Origin of the sequence: Sphaerotilus montanus (assembly GCF_013410775.1) — a bacterium.
GTDB classification, from domain to species: Bacteria; Pseudomonadota; Gammaproteobacteria; order Burkholderiales; family Burkholderiaceae_C; genus Sphaerotilus; species Sphaerotilus montanus.
In genome coordinates this window covers 3,227,089-3,240,978 of the sequence record NZ_JACCFH010000001.1, presented here as the reverse complement: position 1 = coordinate 3,240,978, position 13,890 = coordinate 3,227,089, and the positions used below count along the sequence as shown (strand labels likewise).

The following is a 13,890-nucleotide window of genomic DNA, read 5'->3' as shown; positions in this document are numbered from 1 at the left end:
GACGGGGGAGTGTCCGCGTGACCCGCTCGATCCGCCACCGGCTGCTTGCGCTCACGCTGGTGCCGCTGCTGGGCGTGCTGCCGCTGCTGGGGCTGATCCTGCTGCTGTGGGGGAACACGGCGATCGACGGACTGCTGATCGGCAAGATCCGCAGCGACCTGGCCGTAGCGCAGGGCTATTTCGACCGCGTGCTGGCCGAGGTCGGCAGCGGCACGCAGGCGGTGGCCGAGTCCGCCCGGCTGCAGCGCGCCCTGGCCATCGCGCCGCCCGAACGGGCCGCCGCGCTCGACGGCCTGCTGACCCGGGTGCGCCGCGAGCGCGGGCTGGATTTCCTCCAGTGGCGACCTGCCACGGCCAGTGCTGCGGCCGACACCGACGCCGCGGGCCTGGCCGGTCTGCCGGACCACAGCACCTCGGTGGCCGTGCTGACCGCGGCACAACTGGACGCGCTGGCACAAGGGCTGTCCGAGCAGTCGCGCATCGCACTGGTTGCCACCGACGGCGCCGCCCCCACCGACCGCACCACCGAGGACCGCGGCCTCGTCCTCGTCGCCCACGCCCGCGTCACCGGCGCGGCGGGCGAGACGCTCGGCTGGCTGCGCGGTGGCGTGCTGCTGAACCGCAACCTCGGCTTCATCGACCACATCAACGAGATCGTCTACCCCGAAGGCTCGCTCGCCTTCGGCAGCCAGGGCACGGCCACGCTCTTCCTCGACGACGTGCGCGTCAGCACCAACGTGCGGCTGTTCGGCGATCCGGCGGCGGAGCGGGCCATCGGCACCCGCGTGTCGGCGATCGTGCGCGAGGCGGTGCTCGGGCGCGGCGACACCTGGCTGGGCCGGGCGTTTGTCGTCAAGGACTGGTACGTCTCGGGCTACCTGCCACTGGCGGACGCGGGCGGGCGGCGGGTCGGGATGCTCTACGTCGGGTTTCTGGAGCGGCCGTTCGTCGCGGTGAAATACGCCGTGCTGGCGGGCATCGGGGTGGTGTTCTTCGCGGTGATGCTGCTCGCGGCGTGGTGGTCGCTGCGGGCGGCGGGGCGCATCTTCCGCCCGCTGGAAGCGATGACCGCCACGATGCGCCGTGTCGAATCGGGCGAAGCCACCGCCCGTGTCGGCCCGGTCACCCCGCCCGACGAGATCGGCCGCCTGGCGGCAACGCTGGACCACCTGCTCGACACCGTGGACGACAAGACCCGCGCCCTGCAGCACTGGGGCGACGCACTGGACCACAAGGTCGCCGAGCGCACCGCCGCGCTGGAGGCCGCGCAGCAGCAGCTCGTGCGCAGCGAGAAACTCGCCGCCATCGGCCAGCTCACCGCCAGCATCGCCCACGAGATCAACAACCCGATCGCGGTGATCCAGGGCAACCTGGACCTGATGCGCCTGACGCTGGGCGCGCACGCCACGCCGGTGCAGGACGAGATCCGCCTGATCGACGCGCAGGTCGAGCGGATGCGGCTGATCGTCACGCAGCTGCTGCAGTATGCGCGGCCGAACGAGTACGCCGGCTATGTCGAGCGGCTGGACGTGGCCGAGGTGGTGCAGGACAGCCTGGTGCTGGTGCGGCATCTGCTGGAGCGGGAGCGGGTGCGGCTGGACAACCAGTGCGTGGCGGGGAGCGCGCCGGCGGTGGCGATCAACCGGCAGGAGCTGCAGCAGGTGCTGATCAACCTGATGGTGAACGCGGTGCAGGCGATGGCCGGCGATACCGGGCCGCAGGGGCGGGAGCGGGTGCTGACGCTGTCGGTGCGCGAGGCCGCGGACGGCGCGGTCTGCATCGACGTGGCCGACACCGGGCCGGGGCTGGACGAGGCGACGCGGGCGGCGCTGTTCCAGCCGTTCTTCACGACCAAGCGGGACGGGAACGGGCTCGGGCTGTGGATCAGCCGGGGGTTGCTGGAGCGGTACGGTGGCGAGCTGCTGGCCACAAACCGACCGCAGCACGACACCCAGGGACGGCCGCCGGCAGGTGCGGTGTTCACGCTGGTGCTGGGGACCGGTGAAGTCAGTCCGGGCCCTCCCCGCTGAGGGAGGCCGCCACACGGTTGATGCGCATGACCCAGGTCAGGTCGCAATCGCTGGTCAGGGCACTACGCTGTGCTGCCGTGCTGGACTGGAACACTGAAAGGAAGCGCCCATGCACCATTCTTGCCTCGCTCCAGCCCTTGCGCTTGCCCTGCTGCCCGCCGCGCTGACGCTGGTCGGCCCGGCCGACGCCGCCGCTGCCACACCGACACGCCGCCAGGCGGCGCCACCCGCCGCCGATCCATTGGCCGTGCGCTGGAATGCCGCATTGCTCGATGCCATCAAGGAGGCCAAGCCCTCGCCGCCGGTGGTGTCGCGGATGCTGGCGGTGGCCCACACCTGCATGTATGACGCCTGGAGTGCATTCGACCGGCGCGCCACAGGGGTGCATTTCAACCTGCGGGGCGAACAGCGCCGGCCGCCGGACCAGCGCAGCGAGCCCGCCAAGACGCTGGCGGTGAGCCACGCTGCGCACCGCTGCGCGCTCGACCTGCTGCCCAAGGGGCGCAGTGGCTTCGATTCGCTGCTCGCCGAGTTCGACCCCGCGCCGCAGGCCACAGAGTCCTGGCAGTCAGACGCCCGACAACTCGGCCAGGCGGCCGCCGAGGCCGTGCTCGCCGCACGCGCCGACGATGGCGCCAACGACAAGGGGCAGATCCCTTGCCAGCCCGCCAGCACCGTCAAGGCCTATTGCGACTACACCGGCTACGCGCCAGTCAACGCCGGGAACACGCCCATCGACCGCGTGGACCCGAACCGTTGGCAGCCCTTGCCCAATGGCGCTGCGGCGCAGGTGCCGCTGGCGCCGCACTGGGGGCGCGTGCGGCCGTTCTCCTTCGACAGCGCCGACGCCTTCCTGCGCGAGTTCCCGATCCCGGCCGCCCGCCTGCCCAAGCTGCACGGATCCGCGGACTACCGGGCGCAGGTCGAGACCGCGCTGCGGGAAAGCCGCCGGATCGGGACCGAACGGCATGGCAACCGCAAGGCCATCGTCGAGTTCTGGGCCGATGGGCCGTTCTCCTACCTGCCACCCGGGCATTTCGGTGAACTGGCGCACTTCGTGGTCCGGCGCGACCGCCTGTCGCTGGACGCATCGGTCAAGTTGTTCTTCGTGCTGCACAACGCCTCCTTCGATGCCGGCATCGTGATCTGGCACCTGAAGTACGTGCACGACTATGTGCGGCCGATCACCGCCGTGCGCCACGTGATGCGTGGGCGCACCGTGCTGGCCTGGGGTGGGCCGGACACTCCCTGGGATGACCGTCCGCACCCGGTCACCGGCCAGCCCTGGGGCTACAACCGCGAACTTCCAGGAGAGGAATGGCTGCCCTACAACCCGACGAACAACCCAAACCACCCGCTCACGCCGGCCTTTCCCGAATATGTGTCGGGGCACAGCGGGTTCAGTGCAGCCAGCGCACAAGCGCTCAAGATGGTGACCGGCTCGTCCCGCTTCGGATATGAAGCGACCTACGACCCCTTTGCCGCAGCCTGGAAACCCACCCTCGTCGAAGCACCGGAACTCATCGGCGTGCACCGCTGGCGCTACCCCAGCTTCGTGTCTGCAGCGAACCAGGCCGGCTGGTCACGCCGCTATGGCGGCATCCATTTCGAGGACGGGGATGTGGTCGCCCGGTCGCTGGGCAAGCGCATCGGGCACCGGACCTGGGAGAAGGCGCGCTACTACTTCGAGGGAGGCGATGCCAACCCGCGTTGCCGCGCCCTGCAGCGCTGCCAGACACGTGACCGCATTCCCGACGGCACCGCCGCCTGGACCGATCTCCGCTGAACCGTCACCCCGTGACCGCGGCTGCGCTGGCCGCCGCCTTCGCCTGCCGCTTCGCGCTCGACCCCACCTTGATCAGCGCCTCCCCGTCGATCACGACTATCCCGCGCACCGTGCAGGTCGTCTCCAGCAGCACCCGCCCGCGCTCGGGCATGACCTCCTTCACGCGCACGGTCGCATGCACCGTGTCGCCCGGCCGCACCGGCGCCTTGAAGCTCAGGCGCTGGTCGAGGTAGATCGCCCCCGGGCCGGGCAGCTTGTTGGCAACCGCGGCCGAGATGACGCTGGCCGTGAGGAAGCCGTGGGCGATGCGGCCCTTGAACGGGGTCTGCGACGCGAACTCCTCGTTGGTGTGGATCGCGTTGCCATCGCCGGACACGCCGGCGAAGAGCACGATGTCGGCTTCGGTGATGGTCTTGGAGAAGGTCGCGGTCATGCCGACCGAGAGGTCTTCGACGTCATGGCCATTGAGATCGTTCATGGGGATGCTCCGGATCGGATCAGTTGATGCGCTCGCGCAGCGCCTTGAGTTCGCCCACGATGCCGCGCCGGAAGGCCAGCACGCAGATCACGAAGATCGAGCCCATGATCACCGTGACCCAGGAGCCGACCTTGTCCGCCAGCTCGTTCTCCAGCGCGACGATGACCGCTGCGCCGACACCCGGGCCGAGGATGGTGCCCAGGCCGCCCAGCAGCGTCATCAGGACCACCTCGCCGGACATGTGCCAGTGCACGTCGGTGAGCGAGGCCAGCTGGAACACCAGCGCCTTCATCGAGCCCGCCAGCCCGGCCATCGCGGCCGAGATCACGAAGGCGACCAGCTTGTAGCGCTCGACCTGGTAGCCCAGCGAGATGGCGCGGGGCTCGTTCTCGCGGATCGCCTTGAGCACCTGCCCGAAGGGCGAATGCACCGTGCGGTAGATCAGCGCGAAGCCGGCGAAGAACACCGCGAAGACGAAGTAGTACATCGCCGTGTTGTCGCTCAGGTCGACGAGACCGAAGAGCTTGCCGCGCGGCACGCCCTGCAGGCCGTCTTCGCCGCCGGTGAACGGCAGCTGCAGCGCCAGGAAGAACACCAGCTGCGCCAGCGCCAGCGTGATCATCGCGAAGTAGATGCCGGCGCGGCGGATCGCCACCCAGCCGAAGATGGCGCCCAGGCCACCGCCGACCAGCGTGCCGGCGACCAGCCCCAGCTCCGGCGACCAGCCCGCTTCCTTCACCAGCCAGGCGCAGACGTAGGCCGCGCCGCCGAAGAAGGCCGCGTGGCCGAACGACAGCAGGCCGGCAAAGCCCAGCAGCAGGTTGAACGCGCTGGCGAACAGCGCGAAGCAGAGCAGCTTCATCAGGAAGGTCGGGTAGGCCACGAAGGGCGCGACCAGACCAGCCACCAGCAGCAGGCCGAACATCAGACCAGCCTGGGATTTCGAGGATGCAACAACGGGTTTCATGGGGTTGGTACCTTTGTGCCTTTGCGGCGTCACGCCTGCTTGCCGAACAGACCCGCCGGGCGCAGCAGCAGCACCACGACCATGATCACGAAGATCACCACCGCCGACGCCTCGGGGTAGACCACCTTGGTCAGCCCCTCGACGATGCCCAGGCCCAGCCCGGTGACGATGGAGCCGAGGATCGAGCCCATGCCGCCGATCACCACCACCGCGAACACGACGATGATCAGGTTGGAGCCCATCAGCGGATTGACCTGCACCACCGGCGCGGCCAGCACGCCGGCAAACGCCGCCAGCGCGACCCCGGCGCCGTAGGTCACGGTGACCAGCACCGGCACGTTGATGCCGAGCGCCTGCACCAGCTCGGGCCGCTCGGTCGCGGCGCGCAGCGTGGCGCCGAGCCGGGTGCGCTCGATCAGGTACCAGGTGATGGCGCAGACGCTCAAGGCGGCGACCACGACCCAGCCGCGGTACAGCGGCATGAACATGAAGCCCAGGTCCACGCCGCCCTGCAGGATTTCCGGCACCGGGTAGCTCTGGCCCGAACTGCCGTAGAGGTTGCGGAACACGCCCTCGCCGATCAGCGCCAGACCGAAGGTCAGCAGCAGGCCGTAGAGGTGGTCGAGCTTGTAGAGGTGCTTGAGCAGCAGCCGCTCGATGACGATGCCGAGCACGCCAACGACCAGCGGCGACAGGATCAGCGCCGCCCAGTAGTTGATGCCGAAGTACTCCAGACCCAGCCACGCGACGAACGCGCCGATCATGTAGAGCGCACCGTGCGAGAAATTGATGATGTTGAGCAGGCCGAAGATGACCGCGAGCCCGAGGCTCAGCACGGCGTAGAACGAGCCGTTGATGAGCCCGAGCAAGAGCTGGCCGAACAGCGCCTGGGACGAAATACCGAAGATTTCCATGACGACTTTCCGTGGTGATGGAAGAAAGGAATGCCGTCCCCGGCCCCACCCGTCATGCCCGCGCGAACGGGCACCCACGCAGACAGCAGACAGCGGCCGGCAGTGGCGGGCGTGGGTTCCCGCTTGCGCGGGAATGACGGGGCGGGGAGGGCCGCTTGCGCGTGGGCTCTGTTACTTCTTGGCCACCAGCGGGCACTTCGACGCCGACAGCGGCTGGAAGGCCTCGGCCGCCGGGATGGTGGCGCGCACGTGGTAGTAGTCCCAGGGCGTGCTCGACTCGGCCGGCTTCTTGACCTGCAGCAGGTACATGTCGTGGACCATGCGGCCGTCGTCGCGGATGGTGCCGTTCTTGGCGAAGAAGTCGTTGACCGGCGTCTTCTTCATCTGGGTCATCACCTTGGCGGTGTCATCCGTGCCCGCGGCCTTGACCGCCTTCAGGTAGTGCATGACGGACGAGTACTGTCCCGCCTGGACCATCGTCGGCATGCGCTTGTGCAGGTCGAAGAAGCGCTTGGACCAGGCGCGCGTGTCGTCGTTGAGGTTCCAGTAGAACCCTTCCGTCAGGTACATCGACTGCGTGGTCTTCAGGCCGAGCGAGTGCACGTCGGTGATGAACATCAGCAGGCCGGCGAGCTGCTGCTTCGGGGTGACGCCGAACTCGGCGGCCTGCTTGATCGAGTTGATCGTGTCGCCGCCGGCGTTGGCGAGACCAATGATCTGCGCGCCGGAGGACTGCGCCTTCAGAAGGAAGGACGAGAAGTCCGAGCCCGGGAACGGGTGACGCACGGCGCCGACGACTTCACCGCCGTTGGCCTTGACCACGTCGCCCGCGTCCTTTTCCAGCGAGTGACCGAAGGCGTAGTCAGCGGTCAGGAAGAACCACTTCTTGCCACCGGCCTTGGTGACGGCCTTGGCGGTGCCGTTGGCGACCGCGTAGGTGTCATAGGTCCAGTGGACGGTGACGTCGTTGCAGTCCTCGTTGGTCACGCGGGTCGAGGCGGCGCCCGAGATCAGCGCGATGCGGTTCTTTTCCTTGGCGATCTTCTGCACGGCCAGCGCGACCGAGGTCGTCACCAGTTCGGAGACGGTGTCGACCTTGCCTTGCTCGAACCACTCGCGGGCCTTGTTGGCGGCGATGTCGCCCTTGTTCTGGTGGTCGGCGGAGACGACCTCGATCTTGAAGGACGGCTTTTCCTTGGCGTTGAAGTCGTCGATGGCCATCTGGGTGGCGACGACGGTGCCCTTGCCGGCCACGTCCGAGTAGACGCCCGAGAGGTCGGTCAGCACGCCGATCTTGACGACGCCGTCCGACACCTGGGCCGAAGCGGCGCCGATGGTGGCGAGGGCGAGGCCGACGGCCTGGAACAGGGTCTTGAGTGCGGGTTTCGAGGTCATGGTTGTCTCCTGAGAAAAAACAGATCGTCTTCAACAGATCGTCATTCCCGCTTGCGCAGGAATGACGGTGTGTGGGTGCGGGTGGACGGACTCAGACGCCGAGCATCTGGTGCAGCATCTCGGTCTGCGAGGGCAGCGCTTCCTTGGTCACGGTCGCGACGATGGAGCCGTGCTCCAGCACGATGTGGCGGTCGGCCAGCGGCGCGGCGAAGCGGAAGTTCTGCTCGATCAGCAGGATCGTGTAGCCGCGGGTCTTGAGCAGGCGCAGCACCTCGCCGAGCTTCTTGACGATCACGGGCGCCAGGCCTTCGGTGATCTCGTCGAGCAGCAGCAGCTTGGCGCCCGTGCGGAGGATCCGCGCCATCGCCAGCATCTGCTGCTCGCCACCCGACAGGCGCGTGCCGGGGCTGTGGCGGCGCTCGTGCAGGTTGGGGAACAGCGTGTAGATCTCGTCCAGCGTCATGCCGCCCGAGGCGACCTGCGGCGGCAGCATCAGGTTCTCTTCGGTGGTGAGGCCCGAGAAGATGCCCCGCTCTTCCGGGCAGAAGCCGATGCCGAGCCGCGCGATGCGGTGCGGCGCCATCGCGGTGATGTCGGTGCCGTTGAACATGATCTTGCCGGTGCGGCGGCCGACCAGTCCGAGGATCGACTTCATCGTCGTGCTGCGGCCCGCGCCGTTGCGGCCGAGCAGCGTGACGAGTTCGCCCTTGTTCACGGTCAGGTCGATGCCGTGCAGGATGTGCGACTCGCCGTAGAAGGCGTGCAGATCGGTGATGCGCAGCAGCTCGCCGCCGGGCTTGAAGGCGCTGGCGCCCGAGGGAATGGCGGTCGCGCTCATGCTTCGACTCCGACGTAGGCTTCGAGGACGCGGGGATCCTTGGACACGACCGCGTACGGCCCTTCCGCCAGGATCTGCCCGCGCTGCAGCACGGTGATGCGGTCGCACAGCGTCTCGACCACCGACAGGTTGTGCTCCACCATCAGGATGGTGCGGCTCTTGGACACCTTGCGGATCAGCTCGGCGACACGGTCCACGTCCTCGTGGCCCATGCCCTGCGTCGGCTCGTCCAGCAGCATCAGCTCCGGGTCCAGCGCCAGCGTGGTGGCGATCTCCAGCGCGCGCTTGCGGCCGTAGGGCATCTCGGCGGTGACGGTGTTGACGTACTCGCCCAGGTCCACCGACTCCAGCAGCTCGACCGCCCGGTCGTTGAGCGAGTTCAGCGTCTTCTCGGACTTCCAGAAATGGAAGGAGTTGCCCACCTTGCGCTGCAGCGCCACGCGCACGTTCTCCAGCACGGTCAGGTGCGGGAACGTCGCCGAGATCTGGAACGAGCGGATCACGCCGCGGCGGGCGATCTGCGCCGGCTCCTCGCGGGAGATGTCGATGCCGTTGAAGGTGATGGTGCCGCGGGTCGGCTGCAGGAACTTGGTCAGCAGGTTGAAGACCGTCGTCTTGCCGGCGCCGTTCGGGCCGATCAGCGCGTGGATGTGGCCGCGCTGCACGTTCAGGTTCACGTCCTGCACGGCGGCGAAGCCCTTGAATTCCTTGGTCAGACCGACGGTCTGCAGGATGAAATCCGACTTGGCGGACTGGGAGGCAGTGTTCGACATGCGCGCGTCCTCAACCGATGGCCGAAGCCGATTGCATCTGCTGGCGCAGCAGGAACTTCTGGATCTTGCCGGTCGAGGTCTTGGGCAGCACACCGAAGACCACGCGCTTGGGCACCTTGAAGCGCGCCATGCCGAGGCGGCAGTGCTCGATGATGTCGGCCTCGGTCACCTCCGACCCCTCGCGCACTTCCAGGAAGGCGCACGGCACCTCGCCCCACTTCGGATCCGGCGCTGCGACGACGGCGGCCACCAGCACGGCCGGGTGGCGGTACAGCACCTCTTCCACCTCGACGCTGGAGATGTTCTCGCCGCCGGAGATGATGATGTCCTTGCTGCGGTCCTTGATCTTCACGTAGCCGTCCGGGTCCATCACGGCCAGGTCGCCGGTGTGGAACCAGCCGCCGCGGAAGGCCTCGGCCGTGGCGTCGGGGTTCTTCAGGTAGCCCTTCATCACGACGTTGCCGCGGAAGAAGATCTCGCCCATCGTCTCGCCGTCGGCCGGCACGGGCTGCAGCGTCTCGGGGTCGAGCACGGCAATGGCTTCCTGCATCGAGTGCGTGACACCCTGGCGTGCGTTCAGCCGGGCGCGCTCGCCGATCGGCAGGCTGGCCCATTCTTCCTGCTTGGCGCAGACCGCCGCCGGGCCGTAGACCTCGGTCAGGCCGTAGACGTGGGTGATGTCGAAGCCGATGCGCTCGCAGCCTTCGATGATCGCGGCCGGCGGCGCGGCCCCGGCGATCAGGCCGTTCACGGTGTGCTCGATGCCGGCGCGCAGCGACTCGGACGCATTGATCAGCAGCCCGTAGACGATGGGCGCGCCGCACAGGTGGGTGACGTGGTGCTCGCGGATCAGCGGGAAGATCAGCGTCGGATCGACCCGGCGCAGGCAGACGCTGGTGCCGGCCTGCAGCGCCATCGTCCAGGGGAAGCACCAGCCGTTGCAGTGGAACATCGGCAGCGTCCACAGGTAGACCGAGTGGCGCGGCATGGCCCAGGTGACGACGTTGGAGGTCGCGTTCAGGTAGGCGCCGCGGTGGTGCGTGACGACGCCCTTGGGGTTGCCGGTCGTGCCGCTGGTGTAGTTCAGCGCGATGGCGTTCCACTCGTCGCTCGGCAGCGACCAGGCGAAGGCGGGATCACCCTCTTTCAGGAAGTCGTCGTATTCCTTCTCGCCGAGGAAGACGCCGGCCTCGTACTCGGCGTCCGCCACGTCGATCACCAGCGGCTGCGGGCCGGTCATCAGCGCCAGCGCGCGCTTGATGGTGGAGGAGAACTCGCGGTCGGTGAACAGGACCTTGGCTTCGCCGTGGTCGAGCTGGAAGGCGATCGCTTCCGCGTCGAGCCGGGTGTTGAGCGTGTTCAGCACGGCGCCCGACATCGGCACGCCGAAGTGGCACTCGTACATCGCCGGCGTGTTCGGCAGCATCGCGGCCACCGTGTCGCCGACCTGGATGCCGCGCCGCTGCAGGGCGCTGGCCAGCTGGCGGCAGCGGGTGTAGGTCTCGGCCCAGGTCTGCTTCAGTGCGCCGTGGACGACAGCGACCCGGTTCGGGTAGATGTGCGCCGTGCGTTCCAGAAAACTCAGCGGGCTCAGGGCGACATGGTTGGCGCTGTTGCGCTCCAGTCCCTGGTCATAGGCAGTCACTCGCATGTCGGCGTCTCCATCGAACTCGGGTCGGCTGGTGGTCCAGCCGTTGGAGCGCGATGATCGGACGTGACTTTTGCATCACCTCGGAGCGAATGTATCGAATGTTTGCGTCCTGACGCCGGGCTTGCGCCCCCTCCTAGAATGGCCCGGATGCACCCCGCCCACACCCCCGCCGATCCCTTGCGCGAACAGCAGCGCCACGAGTTGCTGCAGGCCGGGCTGGACCTGCTCGACCAGGGCATCACCGTGTTCGACGCCGACCTGCGGCTGGTGGCGTGGAACCAGGCGCTGCTGCAGCTGCTGGAGTTCCCGGACAACCTGACCTTCGTGGGCGCGCCGTTCGAGAGCTTCATGCGCTACAACGCCGAGCGCGGCGAGTACGGGCCGGGGGACGTGGAGACGCTGGTGGCCGAGCGGGTGCGCATGGCCCGCACCTTCCAGCCGCACCGCACCGAACGCGAGCGCCCGAACGGCCAGATCATCTCGGTGCGCGGCGAGCCGCTGCCGCACCACGGCTTCATCACGCTGTTCACCGACATCACCGCCCAGCGCCGCTACGAGCGCATGATCCGCGAGCAGAACGCCGAGCTGGAACGCCGCGTCGCCCAGCGCACCGCCGAGCTGCAGTCCAGCAACCGCCAGCTGCGCAATGCCCACGAGGCCAACCAGCAGATCACCGCCGCGCTGCGCCGCAGCGAGGAGCGGCTGCGGCTGATCACCGACACGGTGCCGGCCATGATCGGCTACTTCGACCGCGACGAGGTCTACCGCTACGTCAACAAGGGCTACGCCGACTGGTTCGGCCACAGCAAGGACCGGGTGCTCGGCCGCTCGATCGCGGAGGTGGTCAGCCCCGAGGTCTACGCCGCCGTCTCGCCGCACGTGCGCGTGGCGCTGCAGGGCCAGCGCGTCAGCTACGAATACGCCACGCCCGGGCTGCAGGGCCGCACCATGCACGCCCGCAGCGAACTCGTGCCCGAGATCGGCCCGGACGGCGAGGTGCTCGGCTGCTTCGTGCTCTCGGTGGACATCACGCAGCTCAAGGACGCGCAGGCCGCCGTCGTGCAGGCGCAGAAGATGGAAGCCGTGGTGCAGCTCACCGGCGGGCTGGCGCACGACTTCAACAACATGCTGGCCGTGATGATCGGCAACCTCGCCGCGCTGCGCGACCGCCACCCGGGCGACCCGGACATGGCCGAGTTCCTGGCCCCTGCGCTCAAGGCCGCGCACAGCGGCGCCGAGCTGATCCGCCGCCTGCTGACCTTCGCCCGACAGCAGCCGCTGGCACCGCAGCCGGTCGATGTGGCCGAGCTGATCGACGACGCGGTGCACCTGCTGCGGCGCTCGCTGCCGGATGCCGTGCGGGTGGTGGTCGTGCCGCCCGAGCCGGGCACGCCGGTGCATGCACTCACGGACGCGCACCAGCTGGAAAGCGCGCTGGTCAACCTGGCCATCAACGCCCGCGACGCCATGCCCGAAGGCGGCGAGCTGCGCATCGAGGCCCACCCGGTCCACCTGGGCCGTCTCGCGGCGGCGGCGGTCGATGTGCCGCCCGGCGACTACGTGCGCATCACCGTCTCCGACACCGGCATCGGCATGGACGCCGCGACCCAGGCCCGCGTCTTCGAGCCCTTCTTCACCACCAAGCGCTTCGGCAGTGGCAGCGGGCTGGGGCTGTCGATGGTCTACGGCTTCGCCAAGCAGAGCGGCGGCAGCGTGATCCTGCACAGCCGCCCCAGTGAAGGCACGCAGGTCAGCCTGCTGCTGCCGCAGTCCGGCCGCCCAGATCTGGGCGACGACCACCTGGACGGCGCCCCTGCCCTGCTCCAGCCCGCGGCCCTGCCCGGCTCTGCCGCGGCGCAGGCCGAACGGCCGCTGGTGCTGCTGGTGGAAGACAACGACGAGCTGCGCCGCGTCATCCGCCGCCAGCTGGTCGGCATGGGCTACCCGGTGATCGAGGCCGCCCACGCCGAGGAAGCCCTCGACCTGCTGCAGACCGTGCCCGACATCGGCCTGCTGATCAGCGACATCGTCATGCCCGGCCGGCTCGATGGCCGCGCGCTCAGCCGGCAGGCCCGCCTGCGCCACCCGGACATGCGCATCCTGCTGATCAGCGGCTATGCGGACGCGATGAACCTGCCCCCCGAGGACGGCGGCCCGCCCCTGCTGCGCAAGCCGTTTTCCAGCAGCGAGCTGGGCGACGCGCTCGAACAGCTCGACACGCCGTGACCTGACATGAGCGCCCGCATCTTCATCGTCGAGGACAACCCGGAAGTCGCCCGGCTGCTGAACACCGTGCTGCGCGACTTCGGCTTCGACACCGACGTCTGCCGCAACGCCGCCGAGCTGCGCCAGCAGCTGCGCGTGGGCAAGCCGGACCTGTGCATCATCGACCTCGGCCTGCCCGACGCCGACGGCATGGACCTGGTGCAGGAACTCCAGCGCCGCCACGACTGCGGCCTGCTCATCCTCACCGGCCGCGCCTACCTGGGCGACCGGGTGATGGGGCTGGAGCTGGGCGCGGACGACTATGTGACCAAACCGTTCGAGCCGCGCGAACTGGTGGCGCGCGTGCGCAGCATCCTGCGGCGGCGCAGCGGGGGCTCCGGCCACATGCCGCTGGACGAACGCCGCCCGGCCGAGGCGCATTTCAGCGGCTGGATCTTCCACCCCGACACCAACACCCTGCGCGGCAGCGACCAGCAGGAATGGACCCTCAGCTCGGGCGAGGCCAAGCTGCTCTGCACCTTCCTGCAGCGCCCGAACCGCATCCTGGCCCGCGAGCAGATCTGCGGCGACCCGGACCTCTCGCCGCTGGACCGCAGCATCGACGTGCGCATCTCGCGCCTGCGCCGCAAGCTCGAAGTCGATGCGCAGAACCCGAAGCTGATCCGCACGGTCTATGGCGCGGGGTATCTGTTCGCCAGCGAGGTCACCTGGGCCTGAGCTGGCTCCTCCCCCCAGCGGGGGGAGGCTGGGAGGGGGGCTTCGGGGTCAGCGGGCATCTCGGTGTCGGTGGCCCCCCTCCCCGGCCCTCCCCCCGCTGGGGGGAGGGAGTCAT

General features: G+C 68.9%; 11 protein-coding genes. 4 read left to right on the top strand and 7 right to left on the bottom strand.

Annotated features, from left to right (window positions below):
- The first annotated feature begins 17 nt into the window (after positions 1-17).
- Together BDD16_RS14815 and BDD16_RS14810 are read left to right on the top strand one after the other, a co-directional pair.
- Positions 18-2,030 (top strand): sensor histidine kinase, encoded by a 2,013-nt coding sequence (locus tag BDD16_RS14815; protein ID WP_179634653.1) that lies wholly within the window; start codon positions 18-20, stop codon positions 2,028-2,030.
- Between the two features lie 109 nt (positions 2,031-2,139).
- The gene (locus tag BDD16_RS14810; RefSeq protein WP_179634652.1) at positions 2,140-3,816 is read left to right on the top strand and encodes a vanadium-dependent haloperoxidase; all 1,677 of its coding nucleotides are present in this window, start codon (positions 2,140-2,142) and stop codon (positions 3,814-3,816) included.
- Between the two features lie 4 nt (positions 3,817-3,820).
- On the opposite strand, the gene BDD16_RS14805 is transcribed toward BDD16_RS14810, so the two are convergent.
- The 7 genes from BDD16_RS14805 to BDD16_RS14775 all read right to left on the bottom strand — a co-directional run bounded on the left by BDD16_RS14805 (position 3,821) and on the right by BDD16_RS14775 (position 10,832).
- The gene (locus BDD16_RS14805; RefSeq protein WP_179634651.1) at positions 3,821-4,294 is read right to left on the bottom strand and encodes a MaoC family dehydratase; all 474 of its coding nucleotides are present in this window, start codon (positions 4,292-4,294) and stop codon (positions 3,821-3,823) included.
- A 19-nt stretch (positions 4,295-4,313) separates the two neighbouring features.
- Positions 4,314-5,261: a branched-chain amino acid ABC transporter permease gene (locus BDD16_RS14800; RefSeq protein ID WP_179634650.1), complete on the bottom strand. Its 948-nt coding sequence runs from the start codon at positions 5,259-5,261 to the stop codon at positions 4,314-4,316.
- A gap of 29 nt (positions 5,262-5,290) precedes the next feature.
- Positions 5,291-6,175, bottom strand: coding sequence for a branched-chain amino acid ABC transporter permease (locus tag BDD16_RS14795; RefSeq protein ID WP_179634649.1), 885 nt, complete (start codon positions 6,173-6,175; stop codon positions 5,291-5,293).
- A gap of 171 nt (positions 6,176-6,346) precedes the next feature.
- The gene (locus tag BDD16_RS14790) at positions 6,347-7,570 is read right to left on the bottom strand and encodes an ABC transporter substrate-binding protein (RefSeq protein ID WP_179634648.1); all 1,224 of its coding nucleotides are present in this window, start codon (positions 7,568-7,570) and stop codon (positions 6,347-6,349) included.
- Between the two features lie 91 nt (positions 7,571-7,661).
- Positions 7,662-8,408: an ABC transporter ATP-binding protein gene (locus BDD16_RS14785; RefSeq protein WP_179634647.1), complete on the bottom strand. Its 747-nt coding sequence runs from the start codon at positions 8,406-8,408 to the stop codon at positions 7,662-7,664.
- Positions 8,405-9,181, bottom strand: a complete 777-nt coding sequence (locus BDD16_RS14780) for an ABC transporter ATP-binding protein (protein ID WP_179634646.1) — start codon at positions 9,179-9,181, stop codon at positions 8,405-8,407. The genes BDD16_RS14785 and BDD16_RS14780 overlap by 4 nt, the downstream gene beginning before the upstream one ends.
- 10 nt (positions 9,182-9,191) lie before the next feature.
- Entirely contained in the window at positions 9,192-10,832 is a 1,641-nt protein-coding gene (locus BDD16_RS14775; RefSeq protein ID WP_179634645.1) for an acyl-CoA synthetase, read from the bottom strand.
- 147 nt (positions 10,833-10,979) lie between these two features.
- Here BDD16_RS14775 and BDD16_RS14770 point away from each other — a divergent pair, with 147 nt between their 5' ends.
- Both BDD16_RS14770 and BDD16_RS14765 read left to right on the top strand, forming a co-directional pair.
- A complete protein-coding gene (locus tag BDD16_RS14770) occupies positions 10,980-13,058 on the top strand; it encodes a PAS-domain containing protein (protein WP_218897823.1) in 2,079 nt (692 codons plus the stop codon).
- A gap of 6 nt (positions 13,059-13,064) precedes the next feature.
- The gene (locus BDD16_RS14765; protein WP_179634643.1) at positions 13,065-13,775 is read left to right on the top strand and encodes a response regulator transcription factor; all 711 of its coding nucleotides are present in this window, start codon (positions 13,065-13,067) and stop codon (positions 13,773-13,775) included.
- The last annotated feature ends 115 nt before the right edge of the window (positions 13,776-13,890 follow it).